We start from the raw sequence: 24,748 nt of genomic DNA on the forward strand, positions 1-24,748 counted from the left end.
CTGATAATTTGTTAAAGAGCAGTGCAACATTCGCTGCCGTTTCCGGTCTTCTGCGTTGTTGCGAGGAGGTGCATTCTACATCTTCCTCATTCAGTGTCAAGCGTTTATATTCAAGGCTTTTCACTTTTTTCTTTGTCCTCTCGGCTAACTCACTTAGCGTGGTTTGCCGTGACAACGAGGGCGCATTATAGGGAGTTTTGTGAAGCTGGCAACACTTTTTTTTAGTTTTTTAACCGACCGTTGAATTTTCCACCAAATTGCACTTAAAGCGCTAGTTTTCTGAGCGATTCAAAGCCAAAACCCGCTAAAACAGGTTTTAATAATTCGCTATTCTCATCTTCTTTTAAGCAATAAGCGAAGCTAATTTCATTTGAACCTTTTATTTTCGCTTGATTTACGACCAACCACGCAGTTCTTCGTGCAATTGCAGCACCAGAATCGATAATTCGTGTGCCATCAGGTAAAACAGAAAGAAGTTCATCAGCTAATAAAGGGAAATGAGTACAGCCTAATACTACTGTATCTGGTGGCTCTTTCATTTTTAGCCAAGGTGTAAGAATTTTACGAAGCGCATCTAGAGAAACTTCCTCGCCATGAAGTTTCCTCTCTGCTAGTTCCACCAGCTCGGCCGAACCTAAAGAGTGAACTTTGCAATCAGTTGCAAAGCGTTCTATCAGTTCATGGGTATAAGGGCGTTTAACTGTTGCTCTCGTCGCTAATAATCCAACTACCCCATTACAGGTTAATTTAGCAGCAGGCTTAATAGCAGGAACAACTCCCACAATAGGAATATCAGTAAACTTTGCACGTAAAGCAGGAAGGCTTACCGTACTAGCAGTATTACAGGCAATAACAATTGCCGCGAGAAAGTGCTTCTCAGCCACCGCGCTAACTATTCGAACAACACGGTCAATAATGAATTCTTGTGATTTCTCACCATAAGGGAAAGCTTCATTATCGAAAACATAGATATAGTGAGCATCCGGTAATTTTTCACGGATCTCACGGTAAACAGATAAACCGCCAACCCCTGAATCAAAAATCAATACAGTAGGGTTAGCGGTAGATAGTGCATCAGAAGTTGTAGCTTCCTGTGAGGAAGTATTCACGTCCTGGCGTGCGATAGCCATAAGCTGTCTCATAATCTTTATCAAACAGGTTGGCTATTCTACCACGAATTGAGAGATGTGATGTAATAGGATATGACGCAGTTAAATCCCAAATACTCACACCGCCTAGAGAAATAGGTTTTGATGAATAAGTTGAAGGATCATACTCTTTATCAGTACGTTGACCGATATATTGGTAAGTCACCCCCATATCTAATTTTTCGACTTGCCAATCAAGCTGATATTTCACTTGCTGACGAGCTCGACGATCAAGACGTTGGTGCGTTTCTTTATTTCTTGCATCTATATATTGGTAATTAAAGGTGTGATGGAAAATCCACGTATCCATTTCACCCGTAAATTCGACGCCTTTAATTAAAGCTTCTCCAATATTATAATTTTTCCATCCTTGCTTAGAATCGGCTTCAATTAAATTAGTAATATTATTTCTATATGCAGTCAAACGCCACTCTAAAGGTCCTGTTACGCCTTCAAAGCCCCCCTCCCACTGTTTACTCTTTTCGGGTTGTAAGTTTGGATTACTTCCCCATTCACTATAAAGTTGCATCAGTGTCGGTGCTTTAAATGCTGTACCATAACCACCAATCACACGATAGCCCTCAACGAACTCCCACGCTAAATTAGATTGCCACGTAGTATGCCAATTGTATTCAGAATGATGATCAGAACGTACCGATGCTTCAGCAATCACATTGCCTAACTTTTGCTGTCCAGTTAGATATAAGCCTGTATTATCGAAATGTTCTTTATTAGGGAATCCATTAGAACCTTCTTTAACAGATTGACGTTGCCAATCCACTCCACCACCTACACTACCATTGCCTAATAAAAGGTGATTGCCCCACTGCACATTATATTGTTCAGAGTTGGTAAACCGGCTGCCTTTACCATAGCGACCTTGATGTGGATCGTAATCATAGTCTTTGGTGTAGTTATAACTGGTATTTAAAGAAGAAGAGTAGTTATCACGATGAAATTGCATACCTGCATCATAGGTGCGGCTAAACAGTGCGCGAGTATCAACAATAATAGTATTATCGTTATAATCTGGTTCAGCATCATAAGCGGTACGATTATCAAAACCATAAGCCCGTGCAAATAAAGAAACGTTATCATTTATATCGTGATTAACGCCTAACCATAGTGACTTATTCATAAAACCATCACGATCAGGTTGAGGATGCCCGCCTGTATTACCTCTCGCTTCTATATCGTAGCCTTTGGTATAGAGATAACTACCTGCCGCTGTTAGTGTTGTTTTATCACCGATTTTTTGTTTTACAGAGCCATCATATTCTTGATAACCATGAGAACCCATTGTGGCATTGAGTGTTCCTCCTTCTGTTTTTCTTTCTGTGAGGATATTAATCACACCACCAATTGCATCTGAACCATAAACAGAAGAACGAGGCCCTCTTATATATTCAATGCGTTGAACAAGAGAAAGCGGAATTTGGCTAATATCAGAACTACCAGACACATTAGCCTGATTTAAACGTACACCATCCACTAAAATAAGCACGTGGTTTGAATTTGTACCTCTGACAAATATTGAGCTTTGTTGCCCTATTCCACCATTTTTCCCCACATCAATACCGGGCATTCTGCGTAACACATCAATAACACTATTACTCTGCCAACGATCAATCTGTTCACGTTCAACAACGGTGATAGGTGCTAAAATAGAAGAGTTCGGCTCTTGAAAGCGGTTTGCTGTCACACTTAATGTATCGCTGTTATTCGCAAACGCACTAAAACTCCCCACCATTACACTCAACGCTATATTTGAAATAAGAAAAACTTTTTTATTATTCATGAAAATCTGCATCCAACAGAATAAGTAGCAGGATGCCGCCAAAATTAAATAAAACGCGTATTTAATTTAAGATGCGACAGGTCTTCGGCAGGTCTTCGGACTCTAGGTTAAATAAACAATTTTGTGTATTTAAGATAATGACTTCCCACTGTACTTATTAAGGTACTTTGTAGTGTCTTTTATTATCCTTGATCCTATTACCGCTGCGCGTCAGTTCTGGCTTTGCACCAGATTCCCTTTTCACTCCTATTAGGAGACCGAACAGCTATGCTACGATTTCAACTCCACTGAGTCCAGAAATTGAACATGAAGAATACTGGACATCTTCATGAGGATCTCTACAATTTCGCTCGCTTAACTTTATTACTGCCAAAAAAAGGCGAGATACCATGCAGAATTCATTACCAACGCAAACATATCAGTCTCAACTGAATGAAAAAACACAACGTCTACAAACAATGATGGCTCCTTTTAATGCGCCTGAAGCAGAGGTTTTTTCATCACCAGAACAGCATTATCGTATGCGTGCGGAATTCCGCATCTGGCATGAGGACGATTCTCTCTATCATATTATGTTTGACCAAGAGACTAAGCAGCGTATTCGTGTTGACCAATTTCCGGTTGCTAGCCAGCTTATTAATAAAATGATGGTTGTCTTGTTGGCAGAAATAAAAGATAAACCAACACTCAGAAAGAAACTATTTCAGATTGATTATCTTTCTACGTTGAGTAATAAAATTATTGTCTCTTTGCTGTATCACAAGAAAATTGATGAAACTTGGCAACAAGAAGCACAAGCATTACGCCAGACCTTAATTGCTCAAGGTTTTGATGTGCAGTTAATCGGTCGTGCATATAAAACAAAAATTATGCTTGATAACGATTTTATTGATGAAGTGTTACCTGTCGCAGGTAAAGAGATGATTTATCGCCAAGTTGAAAATAGCTTCACGCAACCTAATGCTCAGGTCAATATTAAAATGTTGGAATGGGCATTAAAGGCAACAGAAAACGCGAAAGGTGACCTGCTTGAGTTGTATTGTGGTAATGGCAACTTTTCATTAGCACTCGCGCGTAATTTCGATCGCGTACTGGCAACAGAAATCGCAAAACCTTCTGTTTATGCCGCGCAATATAATATTGCAATGAACCATATTGATAATGTGAAAATTATTCGCATGTCTGCGGAAGATTTTACACAAGCAATGAATGGGGTAAGAGAATTTAAACGTCTAGAAGGGATTGATTTAAAAGATTACCAATGTGAAACCATTTTTGTCGATCCACCACGTAGTGGTTTAGATGAGAAAACTGTAGAACTGGTTAAAACTTACCCTAGCATTTTATACATTTCTTGTAACCCAGAAACATTGTGCCAAAATTTAGAAACCCTAACAAAAACACATAAAATCAGTAAATTAGCTTTATTTGATCAATTCCCATATACCCATCATATGGAATGTGGTGTGTTATTAGAAAAAAGATAACTGCTTATTTCTCTTCTTAGAGTAAAAAATCCTTTAATAACGCGAATAAAAACAAAAACACCAGCAAGATAACTTGCTGGTGTCAAAATTTCGCTGTGTTTACAACAAATAGATAAGTACAGACTAGTACTGTTCTGCTTGTGATGCTCTCTCAGCTTCTTCTGCCTGTATACGTAAACGTTGACGATGTTTGAACTGACGATAAATCCATAACGCAACGATAACAATACAAACTGAAGAGAAGAAGTTTGAACCCCATTCAGGGTTAACGGTTCTGGTGTAAGCGTTATAACCGAAGAAGCCTAATAAAAAGAATGAAAAAATCAACTTAGGCATTCCATCAGTCATAGGTTGATTTAAATAGCGCTGATATAAACAGTAAACTGCCAAGATTAAACTGACGAGTGGGAAAACCGACCACGTTTCAATCAACGGGTTAAAAAAACTTGAATATGTACCATGTAAAGCGACACCAATGACTGCGGCAAGTAATAGCGTGCTTTTTTCACAGCGATTTTGTTCCATCATTTGTCTCCTTTCTGATGCGTTTTTTTCTTTATCTCTGGGTTATCTTGTTGAGGTATTTGCGTTTCTTGCTCACGTCGATACCAATAATAGGCACCTTTAGCAATCATTCGCAGCTGTATAACTAATCTTTCTTCTAATTGTTGACGCTTTTCAATATCGATATCTAGTGCTTCTGCGCCTGCACTAAATACAATAGTGACCATTGCTTCAGATTGCATTTCTGTAAAATAACGTGGCATATGACTCTCTTGCTCAAGATAGTCTGCCAGTTCTGCAATAAAATGTTGGATCTCTCGTGCGACTGCGGCACGAAATTCCGCCGAAGTCCCAGAACGCTCACGTAATAATAATCGAAACGCATTAGGATTATTGCCAATGAATTCCATAAAAGTGGCTACTGATGTTCTAATAACGCTACCACCTTTCGCAATACGTTGACGTGCTTGTCGCATCAGTTGGCGTAACATCAATCCACTTTCATCAACCATTGTCAGCCCAAGTTCATCCACATCTTTAAAATGGCGATAAAATGAGGTAGGCGCAATACCCGCCTCTCTAGCGACTTCTCGTAAACTTAAGCTGGTAAAACTACGCTCGGCACTGAGTTGGCTAAAAGCTGCTTCAATTAAAGAGCGACGGGTTTTTTCTTTTTGTTTAGCTCTGATGCCAATATTATTACTCACAGAAATCCTGATAATCCTAATTTGGTTTATGCTCAATATATCAAACTTTGTTAAAAAAGCAGTGCGTACAATCATCTCTCAAGACACATTCTCATAAAAACTCAACAAAGTGTGACTAATGCCCTTAATGTCAATTGGGCTATTATTCATTCTAATGTTAATATACCGTTGTCGGTTTGTATAAAACAGGTCTCTTCCTATGCAACATTCTCATTTCGATGCCATTGTTATCGGTTCAGGTCCTGGCGGTGAAGGCGCGGCCATGGGGCTTGTTAAACAAGGAAAACGCGTCGCAGTTATAGAACGTTATAACAAAGTTGGTGGTGGCTGTACGCATTGGGGTACCATTCCCTCCAAAGCCCTACGCCATGCAGTAAGTCGCATTATCGAGTTTAATCAAAACCCACTTTATAGCGACCAATCTCGTCTTATTAACTCCTCTTTTTCTCAAATACTTCGTCAAGCCAGCACCGTGATTAGTCAGCAGACTAAAATGCGTCAAGGTTTTTACGAGCGTAATAATTGTACGATGTATTCGGGTGAAGCCGCATTTATTGACGAACACCGGGTCAGCGTGCGTTATCCTGATGGTACTTGCGATATTCTTTCGGCTGATAACTTTATTATTGCAACGGGCTCTCGCCCTTATTGCCCGCCAGATGTCGATTTTTCTCATTCTCGTATTTATAACAGTGACACTATTCTCGATTTAGAGCATGAGCCGCACCATGTCATTATTTATGGCGCAGGTGTCATTGGTTGTGAATATGCCTCTATCTTTAGAGGATTAAGAGTAAAAGTAGATTTAATCAATACTCGTGATCACCTATTGTCTTTCCTTGATCAAGAGATGTCTGATGCACTTTCTTATCACTTCTGGAATAACGGCATTGTTATTCGTCATAATGAAGAATACGAAAGCATTGAAGGTGTCGATGATGGTGTTATTGTTCACCTAAAATCAGGTAAAAAAGTCAAAGCAGATTGTCTACTTTATGCGAATGGTCGAACAGGAAATACAGACACTCTAGGCTTAGAAAACGTCGGTATTAAAACAGATAGTCGTGGGCTCGTTTCTGTTAATGCCCACTACCAAACCAGTTGTGAACACATTTATGCCGTAGGTGATGTTATTGGTTATCCAAGCCTAGCTTCAGCCGCTTATGATCAAGGCCGAATTGCGGCTTTAGCAATCACAACCGGAAAATCAGAAACACATTTAATTGAAGATATTCCAACGGGGATCTACACCATTCCTGAAATTAGTTCTGTTGGTAAAACAGAGCAACAACTCACTGCAATGAAAATCCCTTATGAAGTGGGTCGAGCTCAATTTAAACATCTGGCAAGAGCACAAATAGCAGGTATGAATGTGGGAAGTTTGAAAATTCTCTTCCACCGTGAAACCAAGCAGATTTTAGGTATTCACTGTTTCGGTGAGCGTGCGGCTGAAATTATTCATATCGGCCAAGCAATTATGGAGCAAAAAGGTGAAGGCAATACTATCGAGTATTTCGTTAATACCACCTTCAACTATCCAACAATGGCAGAAGCCTATCGTGTTGCGGCGCTTAATGGTTTAAACCGCTTATTTTAATGCGTTTTGTTTTTCTGCATAAAATGCGGTCATATGTTCACGGATTGTCTCTGCTAATTGTTCATAACGATTACGCAAAGGCGATCCGGGACGATAAACCAAAATAATAGAACGTGATGGATTTGGATCGGTACATTCTAAGTAACAAACTCCATCACGTTTTTGTTCTTGAGGTACGGATAAATCAGGTAATAAGGTTATTCCACTACCAGCAGCGACCATATTACGTAATGTCTCTAAACTCGTTGCTCTAAAATGAGTATCTTCTTTTGCGCCAGCTTGGAAACAGAACCCTAACGCTTGATCGCGTAAACAGTGTCCATCTTCTAACATTAATAAACGTTGACCCGCTAAGTCACCCATCGGCACAGAGCTACGTTCATGCCATGGATGTTCTTCATAAATCGCTAATTTCATTGGCTCTTCAAATAAAGGCACTTCAATAAACGGTGCACTCTCTTTAACCATTGCTAAAATTGCACAATCGAGTTTTCCACTATCTAATTGAGCTAATAAGCTATGAGTTTGTGCTTCATGAAGGTACATCTCTAACTTAGGGTAGTTTTTATGTAATTCAGGAATGATGTGGGGCAATAAATAAGGGCCAACAGTAGGGATAAGCCCAATATGTAAAGGTCCCGCCATACTTTCGCCTTGCAATGAAGCCATTTCTTGTAGCACTTTTACTTCACGTAAAACAGTTTTCGCTTGATCCACCAGCAATAAGCCTTGTTGGGTAAACAAAACCTTACGGCTCGTTCTTTCAAGTAACATTACACCGAGTTCATCTTCAAGTTTACGAATTTGACCACTTAATGTTGGCTGGCTCACATGGCAAGAATCTGCCGCCCGACGAAAATGTTTATGCTCAGCTAGAGCCACCAGATATTCCAAGTCACGGATATTCATTGCAGATCCCACATTTATTGCTGATAGTTAATGTCTATAGATAATATAGTAACTGATAAATTTTTCTATCAGTCGAATGTTATTCTGTCTCTCTTTTTCAATATTATCGGCAATTTAAAATAAAAAAACAGAGTGAAGTTCACCCTGTTCTTTTTTAATAACAGTAAGTTGTCTTAAATAAACTCTTTTCTTATTTATTTATATTTAAAACTTCTTTGGCTTTTGCTATCGCATAAGCGACCTGTTTTTGAGAAACACCCCCTTTTGCAAGACGTTTATCTAAACATGATTGAAGCGATAAAATATCGTACACATCAATCATAATTTTACTGTTAAACATCTGTAATTCAGAAAGCGGAAGCTCTTCAATCGCTTTACCTTGCTCAAGGGCACAAACAACCACTTCACCCACAATATGGTGAGCTTCACGAAATGGCACGCCTTTAGCAACAAGATAATCTGCCAGTTCAGTCGCGTTGGCATAACCTTGTTTAGCGGCTTCTTCACAGCGAGGACGACGGATTTGAATGCCATCAAGAACTAATGTTGCCATATGCAAGCAATCAGACCATGTATCAATAGCATCAAATAACCCTTCTTTATCTTCTTGCATATCTTTATTGTAAGCCAAAGGCAGACCTTTTAAGGTCATCATCATGCCCGTTAATGCACCTTGAACACGTCCACATTTCCCACGAATAAGTTCAAGTGCATCTGGATTTTTCTTTTGAGGCATTAATGATGAGCCAGAGGTCACTTTGTCTGATAATTCAATAAAGCCCGCTTCACCACTATTAAAGAAAATAAGATCTTCTGCAAAACGAGATAAATGTACCATCCCAATAGACGCGCAAGATAATAGCTCCAAGACATGATCACGGTCGGATACACTGTCTAAACTATTGTTAGTTGCTCTCGCAAAACCTAACCATTCCGCTAATTGTTCACGATCGATATCATAAGCTGTACCCGCTAATGCACCGCATCCTAGTGGACTGATATCCAAACGTTTCAAAGCATCGGCTAAACGGCTTTCATCTCTAGCTAACATTTCATTGTAGGCCAAACACCAGTGTGCGAATGTTACTGGTTGAGCACGTTGTAAATGGGTATAACCCGGCATCACCGCATTTTGATTTTTTTCTGCGGTAATAACTAACGCTTTTTGTAACTCAACAATCGCTTGGCGAAGATGAATAACTTCTTCTTTACACCATAGTTTTAAATCTGTTGCGACCTGATCATTACGACTACGCCCCGTATGTAACTTTTTACCTAAATCACCCACTTTGGCAATAAGCTTACTTTCAACCCAACTATGGATATCTTCTGCATCACTTTGCAAAATAGACTGCGGGTTTGCCGTTACTTCTTCTGATAATTCATTTAAAGCTTGCTCAAGTTGAGCTTGTTCATCTTGTGATAACACACCAACGGTGACTAACGCTTTAGACCAAGCTACTGAGCCAAAGATATCCTGTTGTGCCAGTCGAAAATCAAACCGCAGTGAATCATTGAATTGTTTAAACCGTTGATCAGCTTCCTGACTAAAACGTCCACCCCAGAGTGCCATAATCGCTTCCTGTATCTATTCTGTGTAATAAAAAAGAGTGAGAGTGATGCTTGTTAGCACCACTCTATTGCCTTACGTTATTTTTTGCTCAGTGCACGAATACGTGATGGCAGAGAATATAAACGGATAAAACCTTCAGCATGACTGTGATCGTAAACTTCATCTTCACCAAAGGTTGCAAATTCCTCAGAGTACAGGCTATTTTCTGACTTTTTCTGAATGGCATTCACATGGCCTTTATAAAGCTCTAAAACCACTTCGCCATTCACATCTTGTGCCAGCGATTCTGCAGCCGCTTGTAGTGAAGCACGGATTGGCGTAAACCAACGACCGTCATAAGCCACATACGACATCTCTAAACCCAGTTGTTGACGCCATTTAAACGCATCTCTATCAAGAACAAGTTGCTCAACACCACGCAGAGCTGCCATCATGATAGTGCCCCCTGGAGTTTCATAGCAGCCACGAGATTTCATTCCCACTAAACGGTTTTCAACAATATCAATACGTCCGATACCGTGCTTAACACCTAATGTATTTAATGCATCTAAACACTCAAAAGGTGATTGTGTTTTACCGTTTACCGCGACAACTTCACCTGCTTTAACTGTAACAGTGACTAATTCAGGTGTTTCTGGCGCTTTCTTCGGATCAACAGTCCATGCCCAACAATCTTCATTTGATGCATTCCATGGGCTTTCTAATACACCACCTTCCGTTGAGATATGCCATGCGTTTTCATCACGGCTATAAATTTTCTCAAGTGTCGCAGTAGTAGGAATATTACGGACTTTCAGATAATCCAGCAGTGCTTCACGAGAACGTAAATCCCACTCTCTCCAAGGCGCAACCACTTTCAACTGTGGAGCAAGTGCCGCATAAGTGCTTTCAAAACGAACCTGATCGTTACCTTTACCTGTTGCGCCATGAGCAACAGCGTCAGCACCTAATTTTAATGCCAACTCTACTTGAGCTTTAGCAATAACAGGACGTGCCATTGAAGTACCTAATAAGTAGCTACCTTCATATAAAGCACCTGTTTTTAATACAGGGTAAACGTAATCTTTGATAAATTCTTCACGTAAATCGACGATATGACACTCGCAAGCACCTGATGCCAATGCTTTTTGTTCTACACCCACTAAATCATCACGGCTTTGACCGACATCCGCCACAAAAGCGACAACTTCACAGTTATCGTAATGCTCTTTTAACCAAGGAATGATCGCCGAAGTATCTAATCCGCCTGAGTACGCTAGTACGATTTTCTTAATACCTTTAGTCATAGTGATAACCTTCAATTCCCAATTTGTTTAAATTCTGCCAACTATCAAATAGCAATAAGATTTCTAGAGTGATTTTTTAAGCTAAAATACGGGTTCCGACTGCAACACCATTAAACAGTGCCGTCAGCTTTTCAGCATGGCGCCAACTTGCGATTTCAACAGGTCTACCAAGTGTTTTAGCCGCTTCCAATGCTGCGTTTACTTTCACTACCATGCCGTCAGTAATAATGCCTTGGTCGATTAACATCTGTGCTTTTTCAGCTGAAATCTCAGCAATCTTCTGACCTTTGCCATCTAAAATGCCACTGACATCGGAAAGCAGGACTAAATCAGCGCCTAATGTTTCAGCAATAGCGGTTGCGGCTTGATCAGCATTCACATTCATCAACTCACCTTTTTCAGTCATACCGATAGAACTAATAATTGGTAGATAGCCCGCACCTAATAATAAATTGAGTAAATCAGGAGAGCCGGGAGTTGCATTTCCTACATGGCCTAACTCTTCATTGATTTGAGTGACTTTTGCTAATTGCCCATCACCCAAAGAAAGTCCCACCCCATTAAGCCCAAACTGAGTTGCCCACGATAACAAGGTCTTATTAGCACTTCCGGCCAGTGCTCCTGTGATGATATCTATCTGATCTGCGGGTGTGACACGCAGACCTTGCTTTTTCACGACAGGTAATTGCAATTTACCCATCAATTCATCCACCAAACAGCCACCACCATGTACGATGACTAAAGGACGAGAATGCGTCGAGCGATATTGTTGTAATGCGGTGAAAAACCGTGTTAACGCTTCTTCATTATCAAGGAGCACACCACCCAGTTTGATAATTAATGGTTCCATGAAACTTCCCTACTCATTATTTAAATAAGTGATTCGGTTTCAGCGAAACCAAACCGAATGTTCATACATTGCACTGCTTGTGCAGCAGCTCCTTTCAACAAGTTATCTTCAACACCGACCACAATCAGATGTTCACCTTGTTGAGCAAACCCAATATCACAAAATGCAGTTCCTACCACGGCTTTTAATGCAGGTAATCCTTTGTCATAAACACGCACTAATGGCTTGTCTTGATAAGCATCATCAAAGACTTGTCTGACATTCTCTTGTGTCACACCCGCTTTTAACTTACAGGTGATAGTGGCTAAGATCCCTCTGGCAAAATTGCCTAAGTGAGGGGTAAAAATCACATCAATACCCAGATGTGTTGCAATTTCGGGTTGATGACGATGCGTAAACACGCCATAAGGTTGCAAACTCACCTCACAAAAACTGCTGGTTAAAGAGGCTTTTCTACCTGCACCACTTACACCGCTGGTGGCATTAATGACTGGCCATTGCGCGGTATCTAACAGTCCCGCTTCCACTAAGGGTTTTAATGACAACTGAGAAACTGTTGGATAACAGCCTGGCACAGCAATTAATTGCGCCTGACTGATAATGTCAGCATTCCATTCAGCTAATCCATAAACTGCCTGTGATAACCAATCAGTATTCTTATGTTCAAATCCATAGTATTGTTGATAAAAATGCTTGTTTTGTACTCGATAGGCACCCGATAAGTCGAACACCACACAACCTTGCTCTAAAAAAATCGGGGCAATGTCATGGCTGACTTCATGGGCTGTTGCTAAAAAAACGATATCAATATTTTCAGCCGCTTTCACAACATCAACCATTGGCTCTAAAGGGAGATCCACTAAGCCACGATATTGAGGATGAAGTTCAGAAAAGCACTTTCCTGCATCTGCACTTTGAGCTGATACCATCAGTCTGCTCAAATTCACACGAGGATGCTGCTGAAGATAGGCGGCTAATTCAGCGCCAGTGTAACCACTTGCTCCTACAATCAGAGTATTTAACATGTCATTCTTACCTTGTACTATGAACACAAACCGATTAATGTATTTTTATTCAAAAAAAGTGCATGAATATTGATACTATTATGAAGAAAGGCTGTCAACAGTGAATATTAAATTACCTACATTTATTGAGATTTATCGTCAATTAATTGCAACGCCCTCTATCAGTGCTACAGATGCTAAGAACGATCAAAGCAACGAATCACTGATTAATTTGCTTGCTAATTGGTTGGAAACATTAGGTTTTTCAATTGAAATTCAACCTGTACCTGAAACCCGAGGAAAATTTAACCTTTTAGCAACATTAGGAACAGGCAAAGGCGGGTTATTACTTTGTGGTCACACTGACACAGTACCGTTTGATGAAGGTCGTTGGACACAAGATCCTTTTACACTGACAGAGAAAGAAAATAAGTTATACGGCTTAGGCACTGCGGATATGAAAGGCTTTTTTGCCTTTATTCTTGATGCATTGCGGGATGTCGATACTAAAACGTTAACTCATCCTCTTTATATTCTTGCTACCGCAGATGAAGAAACCTCTATGGCAGGGGCACGTTATTTTGCCGCTCATACCGCAATCCGCCCTGATTTTGCCATTATTGGCGAACCAACATCCCTAAAACCTATTCGTGCTCATAAAGGGCATTTATCGAATGCGATACGCATTACGGGACAATCAGGACATTCTAGCGATCCAGAAAAAGGTGTGAACGCGATTGAGCTAATGCATGAATCCATTACTCACCTGAGTACACTGCGCGATACGCTAAAAACGCGCTATAACAACCCTGCATTTGTAATCCCTTATCCCACCATGAACTTTGGTTATATTAATGGCGGTGATGCAGCAAATCGGATTTGTGCTTGCTGTGAATTACATATGGATATTCGCCCATTGCCTGGGCTTACATTACAAGATTTAGATGATTTACTACACGAAACGTTAGCGCCCGTAAAAGCACGTTGGCCGGGGCGTTTAAGTGTTGAAGCGCTACATGATCCTATTCCCGGTTATGAGTGCCCCACCGATCATAAAATGGTCGCCGTGATCGAAAAACTATTAGGTGAGAAAGCGCAAACGGTGAATTACTGTACTGAAGCGCCGTTTATTCAAGATCTCTGCCCTACCTTAGTTTTGGGCCCAGGTTCTATTGAACAAGCCCACCAACCTGATGAATTTATTGATATGGCATTTATTGAACCAACTCGTGAATTAATGGGGCAATTAATTGAAAACTTCTGTTTAGCAGAGAAAGCGCAATAATAAAAAACCCTATCGGCTTATGTTGATAGGGTTTGGTCTATTTATCTACAATTTATACTTTAAATAAAACGATTAACGTAACCAATTGGTTTTGGCTAGTTGAACGATTTCATCACCACGACCATTAATAATCGCTTTCATCATATACAAACTAAAGCCTTTAGCCTGTTCAAATTTAATTTCAGGAGGCATAGAAAGCTCTTGTTTTGCGGTTACCACATCCACAATTACAGGGCCATCATGTTCAAAGGCTTCTTTAAGTGCATGATCCAGATCTTCACCTTTTTCAACGCGAATACCCTTGATACCCGATGCATTAGCAATAGCAGCAAAATCAGGGTTATGCAAATCTGTGCCATCCGTTAAATAACCACCAGCTTTCATCTCCATCGCCACAAAACCTAATACGCTGTTATTAAAAATAATTACTTTCACTGGCAAATTCATTTGCGCTAATGAGATAAAATCACCCATTAACATGGTAAATCCACCATCACCACACATTGCCACAACTTGACGTTTTCTATCTAACGATTGTGCACCAATGGCTTGAGCCATCGCATTTGCCATAGAGCCGTGATTAAAAGAGCCCAGTAAACGACGTTTTCCATTCATCCCAACATAACGGGCGGCCCATACTGTTGGTGTTCCGACATCACAGGTAAAAATGGCATCATCATTTGCCAGTTCACTTAATCGGCGCGCCAAGTATTGTGGGTGAATAAGCTCACGCTCACTAGGTTGTGCAAGTGCATCCAGATCTTGCCGTGCTTTGGCATAATGTTTTAAGGAAGCATCAAGATGAGCTGTGTCTGTTTTTTCTTTTAAACGAGGTTGTATCGCATTCAGAGTGGCTTTAATATCGCCAACCATCGCCATATCAACATGACAATGCGAACCAATACTACTTGGATTAATGTCGATTTGGATAATGTTGGCTTTTGATGGATAAAATGCACGATAAGGGAATTGCGTACCTAATAGCACTAACGTATCAGCATTTTCCATCGCATGATAACCCGATGAAAAACCAATTAATCCTGTCATGCCCACGCTATAGGGGTTATTCCACTCAATGTATTCTTTCCCTCGCAATGCATGTACAACAGGCGCTTTTAATGTTTGAGCCAGTTTAATCACTTCATCACGAGCTTGAGCACATCCGGCACCACACATTAAGGTGATATTTTTTCCATTATTCAATGCATCAGATAATTTTTCGATTTCGAAACGATTTGGCATGATGAGTGGAGACTGCAACGGATACCAGTTTTCATGCGCATCTTCTGGAGCTGGTTTTAATGCAACATCTCCCGGTAAAACAACAACTGAGACCCCTTTTTTTAAAATAGCGGTTCGCATTGCAATAGCAAGCACTTGAGGGATCTGCTCTGGATTTGAGACTAATTCACAATAATGGCTACATTCGCGAAAAAGTTCTTGCGGATGTGTTTCTTGAAAATAATTACTACCAATTTCAGCAGAAGGAATATGTGCAGCAATGGCTAACACAGGAACATGATTACGATGGCAATCAAAAAGCCCATTGATAAGATGTAAATTTCCCGGCCCACAAGAGCCTGCGCAAACCGCTAATTGGCCATTAACTGCCGCCTCTGCTCCTGCAGCAAAAGCAGCAACTTCTTCATGGCGAGTTCCCATCCACTCAATCGTTCCCATCTTTCGCAAACTATCACTTAATCCATTGAGAGAATCTCCTGTCACGCCCCAAATACGTTTTACACCGGCATTATGGAGTACTTTAGCAATATAGGTTGCAACTGTTTGCTTACTCATGGTGATGTTTTTCCTCAGTTTTGGGTGAATTGTGCCTCTCTGCAAGCTACATTTATTTCCTTCCCATATTCTATCTCTCTTCCTCACCAGCTTGCAGAGAAAATAATCTTACTAACTCAAATATAAAGAATAACACCAATCGTTATAATGTCACTGTGAAGATAAGATCCGCCCTTAAAAATACAAAGAATAAAATATCACTTCCAAATACATTCATTAAATTTATAATAACCGCACCAAATAAGAATATATCTCATTAATAACGTATTATTATTTACTAAAGTGTAGACAAAATTTTATTATAGGATTATTTTAATAATTAAAATAATTTTTAATTGTTATTTTTCTCATTACATCTTTATTAACAATTAAGCTGACTCATTTCAGCCTTACTCACTGTCTTTATTAAAAAATTTAACTTTCCTCTATTTGTTAATAAATTTATTACCATTGCATTATTTCATGCTCCATGAAAAAGAGGTATGAAATAAACATGACATTGGTCACGCTACCTTTTGCTTTTTGTCCTCTAGAATAAAGCCTGATTATTTTTCAACGGAGATTAACGGATGGACAAAAGTAGAAGTCCGATAAAGGTTTTCTTTATTAGTATTCTGGCAGTCCTTTTCTTAATTTTTATTTCACAATATGTCATTGGTAAAAAAGAAATTAAGATTGGCATTGCGGTAATACCTATTTTACCAATGTTATTTGCTGTAATTATTGGTATGTGTATATCTGCTGGATTTACCCGTAAAAAAATTAAAGTATGGGGTAAATTATTTACAGAAAAAGAAGAAGGCTTCTGCGGTAAAATGGTAGGTTTCAGCCTACTTATTTTAGGTACACAATATGCAGGAATGATTGTTCCTAATATTAAAATGATTTTAAGTGTCGGTATTCCTTTATTTGTTCAGGAACTCGGAAACTTATTACCTGTATTAATTGCAGTTCCATTAGCGATTAAATTTGGATTTGGTCGTCGTGCAATTGGTGCTTGTTCATCTATTAGCCGTGAACCTTCTATTGCTGTAATTCAAGGTAAATTTGGTACAGGCTCACAAGAATATATTGGCGTATTAGCCATCTATTTATGTGGTTCTGTTATCGGTACTTTGTGGTTTAGCGTATTAGGTAGTATTGCGCCATTAACCGGATTACACCCACTTGCACTTGCTGCAGGCTCTGGCGTGGGTTCTGGTTCCATGTTAAGTGCTGCATCAGGTGCGTTAATTAATGGTCTTGATGAAACATTAGCACAGCAAGTATTAAGTGTTGCCGCTGCATCTAACTTATTATCATCAGCACTTGGCGCACTGTCATTAACCTATTTAGGTTTACCTCTTTCAGAAAAAATTTATAAAATTTTCACCAGAGGCAAAACTGCATGAAAAATATAATTATTGATATGAAATTTGTATTCGTTGCTATTTTACTGGCAATGTTTACTCAGACGTTAACATCAGGGATCGCTCTTTATGCAATGTGGGATAGCTTTATTGCTATGTCATTAGTGGTATTTATTTCACTCGTTGCAAAACATTATTTACCTTCATCTTTACCAACATTTGCTTATGCAACAATTATTGGGATACTTATTTGTTTACCCGAAACACCAGTAAGAGATTTCTTTATTAGTTCTATTGGTAAAGTCTCTTTCTTATCTTGTTGTGTGCCTTTATTAGCATTTGCTGGTTTATCTGTTGGTGGTCAATTAGAAGAACTTAAGAAAATGTCATGGAAAGTTATTCTTATTTTCATGATTGTTTCAACTTGTTGTTTCTTTGGAGCATCAATCGTCGCGCAAATTGGATTTACTATCCAGGGAGTTATCTAATGAATAATATTTATAATGTCAGTGAAAAACTCTTTCAATTAAATGACTTTAGTAAAAAAACACGACAAGACTTGCACAAAATACCTGAGTTATCAGGTGAAGAATATAAGACATCAAAGTATTGCCGTGAATTAATGGAAAGTTTTGGTTATCAAATTAAAACTTTTGATGGGTATACTGGTTTCACAGCAGACTTAATTGTTAATGCTGAATTTCCATTAATTGCTATCCGTGCTGATATGGACGGATTAGAAATGCCAGACTTAACGAATAATGAACATAGTTCAGTTCACCAAGGTTGTGCACATAACTGTGGTCACGATACTCATATGACCATGGCATTAACCAGTGCTAAGTATCTTGCCGAAAATAAAGAAGAGATGAGCGCGAACGTTCGCTTTATTTTCCAAATGGCTGAAGAAGATATGCGTGTACCTGGCGCTGAAAAAATGGTTGAACTCGGTTGCATGGAAGGCGTTGATGAAACTTATGCACTCCATAACGATGCCGCCATTGAAACGGGTTGTGTGCGCTTTAATGATGGTGTGATGTCATCTTATGGCTCTGCATGGACATTAGATGTTTATGGTGTTTCTGCACACGGTTCAACACCACACAAAGGCTTAGATGCAATTCGTGAAGCCACTCGCTTAATTGATTATATGGATTATGTTGTTGCGAAAAAGACAGATCCATTTAGCCCAGCAGTCTTTGGTTGTGGCATGATCAATGGGGGAACAATCCCTAATGCATTAGCTGATCACGTACAAGCTCGCGGTACTATCCGTTCTATGGATGAAAATACCGACCAAGTACTAAAAGCGAGTTTTGATGAAATTGTGGCTCGTAGTACAGCGGGTGGATTTAAAACCACATTAAGCTATAGCGGATACCCTGCAGTTGTTAATCATCCAACTGCACATCAGCATTTATTAGATGCAATGCGTAAATTCTTACCTGAAGAGAATATTGAATCAAACGGTAAGCCAATGACAGGCAGTGAAGACTTTAGCTATATGGTTAATGCCACAAAAGGTAAAGTCGGTGCAATGTTCTTCTTAGGAAGTGGTAATCAAGCGAAAGGTATTAATAATTACCTTCACGCAAATCCTTATTTTGTCGATGATGATTGTTTACTAGTCGGTGCTCAGATTTTTGTTAATATTCTGACTCGTTAAACTCTTATTATTCTGCCTTAAGCCCGTTATTGCCCCCGCAAAAAACGGGCTTTTTTTATTCTGACTTCTATTCTGCAACACTATTATTCACATTGACTGAACGTAAATCAGGTAATCCTTGGTAGACCTCTTTACTGTGCCATTGTGTTCCCCACTGTTCTGGCATCTGAATAATATTTTTATCAATGTGAGGAGCATAAAGAGAAATAAACTCATGCATATAATCTTTCATATGGGTATGTTTACTGACACAAATATGGGTGTAACTCGGTTGCACTAAATGATCGATATTAATACATTTTAATGCGTCACCATCTTCAGTCTCATCATAAGAGGCGGTGGCAATAACACCGATACCTAAATGTCGCTTAACATAGTATTTAATAATCTCTGTATCCGTCGCTGTTAATGCTACTTTGGGCTTAAGATTATTTTTATAAAATACCTTGTCTAATTTAGATCCTCTTGTAAAACCAAAAACATAGGTAATCAATGGATACTCTGCCATTTGTTCGATGGTAACCTGCTCATCATCTTTCAATAAGGCAAGAGGATGATCATAAGGAACTAATAAACTACGAGTCCAGCGGTAACAAGGCAGTGTAATCAGATCTTCATAAAGGTGCATAGACTCTGTTGCGATAGCAAAATCCACATCGCCGTTTTTAACCATTTCTGCTAATTGAGCTGGTGCGCCTTGATGAAAATGTAGTGAAATATTAGGGTAATAGTGACGAAAATGATCAATCACATTCGGCAATGAATAACGTATTTGAGTGTGTGTTGTCGCAATATGTAAATCGACTTTTTTATTACGATCTTCTTCAGCCACAATGCTTTTGATTCGATCAACTTGCCCAAGAATATCACAAGCAATTTTATGGACTTCTTTACCCATCGGACTTAATGCTAATAAATTATTATTTTTACGCACAAACAGTGACACACTGAGCTCATCTTCTAATATTTTTAGTTGCTTACTGATTGTCGGTTGAGAGGTGTAGAGTTTTTCAGCCGCATTAGTAATGTTGAAATTATTTTTTACGACTTCAACAAAGCTTTTCAGTTGATTAATATTCATAGAGGTACCCGGGTTAATTTGCACAAATGCGCGGTTAATTATTAATTTTTATTCTAAATATGAGCACTAGATAAACTATCTTTAATATTTCTGTCGTGATATCTCGTCATACTATCTTGATTTAATCTTATAATAAGAATAGCGAGATCTATTCTATTATCCACACATTCACTTTAACTATTCGAAAGAATAATAAAGCAAAATAAGGTGTTATTATTTTCTACTTATCTATCAATCTTTGTATTATGCACAATGCTCATATAAATGCGTTAGCCTGAATCAAAAAAACAGAAAAAGGATATAACACACTGTTATTAAAACAAAAAACAAATTTGTTTTTTCATTTATTTTTGCGAAGCTTTCAATTGCCTTAACACAAATAACCCGTCAATAACGCCATAAATTTTACAGAAAAGCAGAATTACGTTATGATATTGATCACGTTTTAATACTTAGAGGCTCTGTTTTGTTATATCAAAACAACAAAGAAAACATTCTAATATCTTATTCAATCTCATCTATACTTAATAAATATTCTCTTATCTATTAGCTTAATACCACTATTTAAATTTAAACTTAGTAGAAGTAAGCTGTTTTTTAGTGAATTTTTATTACTCATTCTTCTCGCTAACAAATAGTCACTTCATTTCTTTTAATTAATTGAACAACAAGAAATTACGAATACCTTAATAAAGGTCACTTAATATGAAAATGAAGAAAAAAAGAAATAAACCGCTAAGAATCAATGATATAACTATTATTGATGATAGTAAGCTTAAAAAAGCAATTACGGCGGCAGCATTAGGTAATGCCATGGAATGGTTTGACTTTGGTGTCTACGGCTTCCTTGCGTATGTCTTAGGTCAAGTATTCTTCCCTGGCGCATCACCCGGTGTACAGATGATTGCTGCCCTTGCCACATTCTCAGTACCATTCCTTGTAAGACCGTTAGGGGGTGTCGTATTTGGGATGCTTGGGGATAAATTTGGTCGTCAGAAAGTGTTATCTGTTACCATCATCATTATGGCACTCAGTACATTTGCCATCGGTCTTATTCCTGCTTATGAAACTATCGGTATTTGGGCGCCAGTCTTATTATTACTCGCTAAATTAGCACAAGGTTTCTCTATTGGTGGTGAATATTCAGGCGCTGCGATTTTCGTTGCTGAATACTCGCCCGACCGTAAACGTGGATTTATGGGAAGCTGGTTAGACTTTGGCTCTATTGCTGGTTTTGTTATGGGTGCGGGTGTTGTTGTACTGATCTCGACTATCCTTGGAGAAACAGCATTCCATGAGTGGGGATGGCGTATCCCATTCTTCTTAGCATTACCATTAGGTCTTATTGGTCTATATTTACGCCATGCTTTAGAAGAAACCCCAGCATTCCAACAACACGTCGATGAAATGAATAGCGACGATCGTAAATCTATCCAAGATCCACCTCGTGTTTCATTACGTGAAATTGCATCAAAATATTGGAAAAGCTTAACCGTCTGTGTAGGTTTAGTGATTGCCACTAATGTTACCTACTATATGTTATTAACTTATATGCCGAGTTATTTATCTCATAACTTAAATTATTCGGCAGACCATGGTGTGCTGATCATCATCGCGATTATGATAGGTATGTTGTTTGTACAACCTGTCATTGGGTTATTGAGTGATAAAATTGGCCGTAAACCATTTGTTATTGGTGGCAGTATTGGCTTGTTTGTCCTTGCTTACCCTGCGTTTATGATGATTAACAGTGATGAAATCGGTTTAATTTTCTTAGGATTATTAATTCTTGCAGTTTTACTCAACTGTTTTACTGGGGTTATGGCATCAATCTTACCGGCTATTTTCCCAACCCATATTCGTTATAGTGCATTAGCAATTGCTTTTAATATTTCAGTATTAATTGCAGGGGCCACACCAACAGCAGCAGCTTGGTTAGTTGAAGCAACCGGTGATTTATATATGCCAGCTTATTATCTGATGATTGTCGCTGTTGTCGGTTTGATAACCGGTATCAAGATGATCGAAACTGCAAATAAACCTTTACGAGGTGCAACACCTGCGGCATCAGATAAATCAGAGGCAAAAGAAATTCTCTCTGAACATTATGATAATATCGAACAACGTGTTGAAGATATTGAAGCAGAAATCGAAGCATTACAGAAAAAACGCCAATCCCTTATCGATCAACATCCTAAGTTAGATTAAGAGAGGTTACATGCACCCGTCCCCTGTTCATTTAGTTTGGTTTCGTCATGATTTAAGAGTGACAGATAACAAGGCACTCTTTCACGCTTGCCAAGATAAACAAGCACAGGTGCATGCTATTTTCACCGTAACGCCTGAACAATGGAAAGCCCATAATATGGCTTTGTCATGTCAGGCGTTTATTCATAATGCGTTGCTGGATCTTTCAACTTCACTAGCAAAACTCAATATTCCACTGACAATAGTAATTAGCGATACTTATTCAAATGCAGCCGATAAAGTGGCTGAGTATTGCCAACAACATCACGTCACTGCGCTTTTTTTCAATCACCAATATGCCCTTAATGAACAACGCCGTGATAAAAAAGTCACTGAGTTACTAAAGAATAAGACAACCGTTTATACTTATCATGACAATGTGTTTATTCCACCAGGTAATGTAGTTACCCAACAAGGAGAGATGTTCAAGGTTTTTACTCCCTTTAGAAATGCATTTTTGCGACTCTTTGTTTCACAAGATAACGCTTCATTACCTATCCCAGAGATAAGAACACATCAAAAAGCGGTATCGCCTTTAAAAGCACCACTATTTTCACTTGAAAATACAAGCTCGCTCTCTTTTATCTCTACTGAAGAAGAGGCACTTAAACGCTTAAAACAATTCTGTTACGAAAGCGTGCCACATTATGCAAAATGGCGAGATATCCCTGCTGTTGATGGTACAAGTCGATTATCCCCTTATCTTTCAATTGGATTATTGTCTATTCGCCAATGTTTTAATCGCCTTTACCAAACTGAACCTGATTTCTTAGAAAACAATACATCGGGTGCATTTGTTTGGTTTAATGAACTTATTTGGCGAGAATTTTACCAACACTTAATTGTGGCAAATCCTAATTTATGTAAACACATTGCCTTTCAGCTTTGGACAGAAAAAATCAATTGGCGTAACAACCAAGATGAATTTAATGCTTGGACTCAAGGCTCAACAGGTTTTCCTATTATTGATGCTGCAATGCGACAGCTTAACCAAACAGGTTGGATGCATAACCGCTTACGTATGCTCACAGCAAGTTTTCTTATCAAAGATTTGTTAATTGATTGGCGTTGGGGTGAACGTTATTTTATGTCACAACTCATTGATGGTGATTTTGCATCAAATAATGGGGGTTGGCAGTGGGCTGCATCAACAGGAACGGATGCCGTACCTTATTTTCGAATTTTCAATCCCACAACCCAAGGCCGTAAGTTTGATCCCGATGGTGAATTTATCCGTCATTGGCTTCCTGAGCTAGCCAAGGTGCCGAGCCGATATATTCACACACCTCACGAATGGGCGGCAAAAACCAATAATCCTCTTAATTATCCATTACCGATAGTTGATCACGCCAAAGCCCGAATAAGAGCGATTGAGTCTTATGAAGAGGCAAAAAAAGGTAGAATAGCCTCACGTAATCTATCAAAAATGAGTTCAATATTGTGAAACCCCCAATAATCTCTGTCATTGTGCCAATGTTTAATGAAGCCTCGCGTATCACGAGATTATTGGATAGTTTAATAACTCAAACTTTTACTGATTTTGAAGTCATTATTATTAATGATGGTTCAACGGATAACAGTGTTGAAGTCACAATGCCGTATTGCCAAAAAGATGCGAGAGTGAAACTTTATCAACAAACTAATCAAGGATTATCCAGCGCAAGAAATACGGGTTTAAAATATGCTCAAGGCGAATGGGTAGTTTTTTTTGATAGCGATGATTTTATTAAGCCTGAATTGCTCGCACATTGGTATCAATTAGCCGTTACGCAACACGTTGATGTTTTAATTGGTAATGGCGAAAGGTTCAATCCAAGTGATCTTAAAAAACACCAAAGACCCATTCATCAACGACAGCCTTATCAAAAAGTCATCAAAGGTAGTGAGTGGATCATCCATGCCGTCACTCAACATCAATGGCCACATTTCGTTTGGTTGCAATTAATCCGACATGACTTAATAAAAAAGCACCAACTTCAATTTATTGAGGGGCTTTATCATGAAGATATTCTGTGGACAACGCAATTAGCACTTGTTGTAGAACGAATAGGTTTTGATAACCAACCCCTCTATTATTACTGCGCTAATCCTGACTCTATTACTCGTAAACCCGACCAACAAAAAGAAGCCAAACGAACACAAAGTTATTTGCAGATAATCTTACAGCTATTAAAAGAAGCAGATAAACAATCTGATCAGTTATTAGCAAAAGCACTCCGCCAACAGGCAGTTCGTGAATTGGGTAGTTTTTTTATTCTTTTTCGTAAATGTTGTGATACAGAAAATAGAAAATTAATCGCACAGCAATTTCGTACCCATGCGCTTTTTTCTTCGCTAAATAAAGGCGTAAATAATTGGCATCAGCGCTGGTTTATTTGCCGGGTGTACAGCCTTCTATTTATTGCCTTATTGAAATAAATCAGTATAAAAAAACAGCGCTGTTATTAAGCGCTGTTTTTC

General features: G+C 38.9%; 20 protein-coding genes and 1 riboswitch. Of the genes, 9 read left to right on the plus strand and 11 right to left on the minus strand.

What is annotated here, in order from left to right; translation table 11 throughout:
* Positions 1 to 263: 263 nt before the first annotated feature.
* The gene (gene murI, locus DK861_RS00005; RefSeq protein WP_109398886.1) at positions 264 to 1,130 is read right to left on the minus strand and encodes a glutamate racemase; all 867 of its coding nucleotides are present in this window, start codon (positions 1,128 to 1,130) and stop codon (positions 264 to 266) included.
* Positions 1,075 to 2,946 carry a TonB-dependent vitamin B12 receptor BtuB gene (btuB, locus tag DK861_RS00010; RefSeq protein WP_109398887.1) on the minus strand — a complete coding sequence of 624 codons (1,872 nt, stop codon included), beginning with the start codon at positions 2,944 to 2,946 and terminating at the stop codon, positions 1,075 to 1,077. Before btuB ends, murI begins: the two co-directional genes overlap by 56 nt.
* Before the next feature lie 68 nt (positions 2,947 to 3,014).
* Positions 3,015 to 3,223, minus strand: a riboswitch (cobalamin riboswitch).
* A gap of 112 nt (positions 3,224 to 3,335) precedes the next feature.
* On the opposite strand from btuB, the gene trmA reads away from it, so the two are divergent.
* On the plus strand, positions 3,336 to 4,433 hold the full coding sequence (gene trmA, locus DK861_RS00015; protein WP_109398888.1) for a tRNA (uridine(54)-C5)-methyltransferase TrmA: 1,098 nt from the start codon (positions 3,336 to 3,338) through the stop codon (positions 4,431 to 4,433).
* 123 nt (positions 4,434 to 4,556) lie between these two features.
* Here the strand turns inward: trmA and DK861_RS00020 are convergent, their stop codons facing one another.
* Positions 4,557 to 4,958 (minus strand): YijD family membrane protein, encoded by a 402-nt coding sequence (locus DK861_RS00020; protein WP_072064632.1) that lies wholly within the window; start codon positions 4,956 to 4,958, stop codon positions 4,557 to 4,559.
* Positions 4,958 to 5,644 (minus strand): HTH-type transcriptional repressor FabR, encoded by a 687-nt coding sequence (gene fabR / locus DK861_RS00025; RefSeq protein ID WP_072064633.1) that lies wholly within the window; start codon positions 5,642 to 5,644, stop codon positions 4,958 to 4,960. Before fabR ends, DK861_RS00020 begins: the two co-directional genes overlap by 1 nt.
* A 199-nt stretch (positions 5,645 to 5,843) precedes the next feature.
* Between fabR and sthA the strand changes: the two genes are divergently transcribed.
* Entirely contained in the window at positions 5,844 to 7,241 is a 1,398-nt protein-coding gene (gene sthA / locus DK861_RS00030) for a Si-specific NAD(P)(+) transhydrogenase (RefSeq protein WP_072064634.1), read from the plus strand.
* On the opposite strand, the gene oxyR is transcribed toward sthA, so the two are convergent.
* The 5 genes from oxyR to argC all read right to left on the minus strand — a co-directional run bounded on the left by oxyR (position 7,233) and on the right by argC (position 12,884).
* A complete protein-coding gene (gene oxyR / locus DK861_RS00035; protein ID WP_109398889.1) occupies positions 7,233 to 8,150 on the minus strand; it encodes a DNA-binding transcriptional regulator OxyR in 918 nt (305 codons plus the stop codon). The genes sthA and oxyR overlap by 9 nt on opposite strands.
* A gap of 190 nt (positions 8,151 to 8,340) precedes the next feature.
* Complete coding sequence (argH, locus tag DK861_RS00040; RefSeq protein ID WP_109398890.1) at positions 8,341 to 9,723, minus strand: argininosuccinate lyase; 1,383 nt, start codon at positions 9,721 to 9,723, stop codon at positions 8,341 to 8,343.
* Positions 9,724 to 9,800: 77 nt separating this feature from the next.
* Complete coding sequence (locus DK861_RS00045) at positions 9,801 to 11,009, minus strand: argininosuccinate synthase (RefSeq protein ID WP_072064637.1); 1,209 nt, start codon at positions 11,007 to 11,009, stop codon at positions 9,801 to 9,803.
* A 76-nt stretch (positions 11,010 to 11,085) separates the two neighbouring features.
* Positions 11,086 to 11,859, minus strand: coding sequence for an acetylglutamate kinase (argB, locus tag DK861_RS00050; RefSeq protein WP_109398891.1), 774 nt, complete (start codon positions 11,857 to 11,859; stop codon positions 11,086 to 11,088).
* Positions 11,860 to 11,879: 20 nt separating this feature from the next.
* Positions 11,880 to 12,884 carry an N-acetyl-gamma-glutamyl-phosphate reductase gene (gene argC / locus DK861_RS00055; RefSeq protein ID WP_109398892.1) on the minus strand — a complete coding sequence of 335 codons (1,005 nt, stop codon included), beginning with the start codon at positions 12,882 to 12,884 and terminating at the stop codon, positions 11,880 to 11,882.
* A 100-nt stretch (positions 12,885 to 12,984) separates the two neighbouring features.
* Here argC and argE point away from each other — a divergent pair, with 100 nt between their 5' ends.
* Complete coding sequence (gene argE, locus DK861_RS00060; protein WP_072064640.1) at positions 12,985 to 14,148, plus strand: acetylornithine deacetylase; 1,164 nt, start codon at positions 12,985 to 12,987, stop codon at positions 14,146 to 14,148.
* A gap of 72 nt (positions 14,149 to 14,220) precedes the next feature.
* On the opposite strand, the gene poxB is transcribed toward argE, so the two are convergent.
* Positions 14,221 to 15,945 (minus strand): ubiquinone-dependent pyruvate dehydrogenase, encoded by a 1,725-nt coding sequence (poxB, locus tag DK861_RS00065; protein ID WP_072064641.1) that lies wholly within the window; start codon positions 15,943 to 15,945, stop codon positions 14,221 to 14,223.
* 569 nt (positions 15,946 to 16,514) lie between these two features.
* Between poxB and DK861_RS00070 the strand changes: the two genes are divergently transcribed.
* The 3 genes from DK861_RS00070 to DK861_RS00080 are packed head-to-tail and all read left to right on the plus strand — an operon-like array spanning position 16,515 to position 18,960.
* Positions 16,515 to 17,336, plus strand: a complete 822-nt coding sequence (locus DK861_RS00070; RefSeq protein ID WP_006534123.1) for a DUF3100 domain-containing protein — start codon at positions 16,515 to 16,517, stop codon at positions 17,334 to 17,336.
* On the plus strand, positions 17,333 to 17,782 hold the full coding sequence (locus DK861_RS00075; RefSeq protein WP_006534124.1) for a hypothetical protein: 450 nt from the start codon (positions 17,333 to 17,335) through the stop codon (positions 17,780 to 17,782). The genes DK861_RS00070 and DK861_RS00075 overlap by 4 nt, the downstream gene beginning before the upstream one ends.
* Positions 17,782 to 18,960 (plus strand): M20 family metallopeptidase, encoded by a 1,179-nt coding sequence (locus DK861_RS00080; protein ID WP_006534125.1) that lies wholly within the window; start codon positions 17,782 to 17,784, stop codon positions 18,958 to 18,960. The genes DK861_RS00075 and DK861_RS00080 overlap by 1 nt, the downstream gene beginning before the upstream one ends.
* Before the next feature lie 67 nt (positions 18,961 to 19,027).
* Here the strand turns inward: DK861_RS00080 and DK861_RS00085 are convergent, their stop codons facing one another.
* Entirely contained in the window at positions 19,028 to 20,041 is a 1,014-nt protein-coding gene (locus tag DK861_RS00085; RefSeq protein WP_072064642.1) for a LysR substrate-binding domain-containing protein, read from the minus strand.
* Positions 20,042 to 20,746: 705 nt separating this feature from the next.
* On the opposite strand from DK861_RS00085, the gene proP reads away from it, so the two are divergent.
* The 3 genes from proP to DK861_RS00100 are packed head-to-tail and all read left to right on the plus strand — an operon-like array spanning position 20,747 to position 24,706.
* Positions 20,747 to 22,249 (plus strand): glycine betaine/L-proline transporter ProP, encoded by a 1,503-nt coding sequence (gene proP, locus DK861_RS00090; protein WP_006534128.1) that lies wholly within the window; start codon positions 20,747 to 20,749, stop codon positions 22,247 to 22,249.
* A 10-nt stretch (positions 22,250 to 22,259) separates the two neighbouring features.
* Complete coding sequence (gene phrB / locus DK861_RS00095; protein WP_109398893.1) at positions 22,260 to 23,732, plus strand: deoxyribodipyrimidine photo-lyase; 1,473 nt, start codon at positions 22,260 to 22,262, stop codon at positions 23,730 to 23,732.
* Positions 23,729 to 24,706, plus strand: coding sequence for a glycosyltransferase (locus DK861_RS00100; RefSeq protein ID WP_109398894.1), 978 nt, complete (start codon positions 23,729 to 23,731; stop codon positions 24,704 to 24,706). Before phrB ends, DK861_RS00100 begins: the two co-directional genes overlap by 4 nt.
* The last annotated feature ends 42 nt before the right edge of the window (positions 24,707 to 24,748 follow it).

Origin of the sequence: Proteus sp. TJ1640 (genome assembly GCF_003144445.1) — a bacterium.
GTDB lineage: Bacteria > Pseudomonadota > Gammaproteobacteria > Enterobacterales > Enterobacteriaceae > Proteus > Proteus penneri.

Coding starts and splice junctions, on each gene's coding strand:
- murI (WP_109398886.1), bottom strand. CDS start 1,130: ATGGCTATCGCACGCCAGGACGTGAATACTTCCTCACAGGAAGCTACA.
- btuB (WP_109398887.1), bottom strand. CDS start 2,946: ATGAATAATAAAAAAGTTTTTCTTATTTCAAATATAGCGTTGAGTGTA.
- trmA (WP_109398888.1), top strand. CDS start 3,336: ATGCAGAATTCATTACCAACGCAAACATATCAGTCTCAACTGAATGAA.
- DK861_RS00020 (WP_072064632.1), bottom strand. CDS start 4,958: ATGGAACAAAATCGCTGTGAAAAAAGCACGCTATTACTTGCCGCAGTC.
- sthA (WP_072064634.1), top strand. CDS start 5,844: ATGCAACATTCTCATTTCGATGCCATTGTTATCGGTTCAGGTCCTGGC.
- oxyR (WP_109398889.1), bottom strand. CDS start 8,150: ATGAATATCCGTGACTTGGAATATCTGGTGGCTCTAGCTGAGCATAAA.
- argH (WP_109398890.1), bottom strand. CDS start 9,723: ATGGCACTCTGGGGTGGACGTTTTAGTCAGGAAGCTGATCAACGGTTT.
- DK861_RS00045 (WP_072064637.1), bottom strand. CDS start 11,009: ATGACTAAAGGTATTAAGAAAATCGTACTAGCGTACTCAGGCGGATTA.
- argB (WP_109398891.1), bottom strand. CDS start 11,859: ATGGAACCATTAATTATCAAACTGGGTGGTGTGCTCCTTGATAATGAA.
- argC (WP_109398892.1), bottom strand. CDS start 12,884: ATGTTAAATACTCTGATTGTAGGAGCAAGTGGTTACACTGGCGCTGAA.
- poxB (WP_072064641.1), bottom strand. CDS start 15,945: ATGAGTAAGCAAACAGTTGCAACCTATATTGCTAAAGTACTCCATAAT.
- DK861_RS00070 (WP_006534123.1), top strand. CDS start 16,515: ATGGACAAAAGTAGAAGTCCGATAAAGGTTTTCTTTATTAGTATTCTG.
- DK861_RS00075 (WP_006534124.1), top strand. CDS start 17,333: ATGAAAAATATAATTATTGATATGAAATTTGTATTCGTTGCTATTTTA.
- DK861_RS00080 (WP_006534125.1), top strand. CDS start 17,782: ATGAATAATATTTATAATGTCAGTGAAAAACTCTTTCAATTAAATGAC.
- DK861_RS00085 (WP_072064642.1), bottom strand. CDS start 20,041: ATGAATATTAATCAACTGAAAAGCTTTGTTGAAGTCGTAAAAAATAAT.
- proP (WP_006534128.1), top strand. CDS start 20,747: ATGAAAATGAAGAAAAAAAGAAATAAACCGCTAAGAATCAATGATATA.
- phrB (WP_109398893.1), top strand. CDS start 22,260: ATGCACCCGTCCCCTGTTCATTTAGTTTGGTTTCGTCATGATTTAAGA.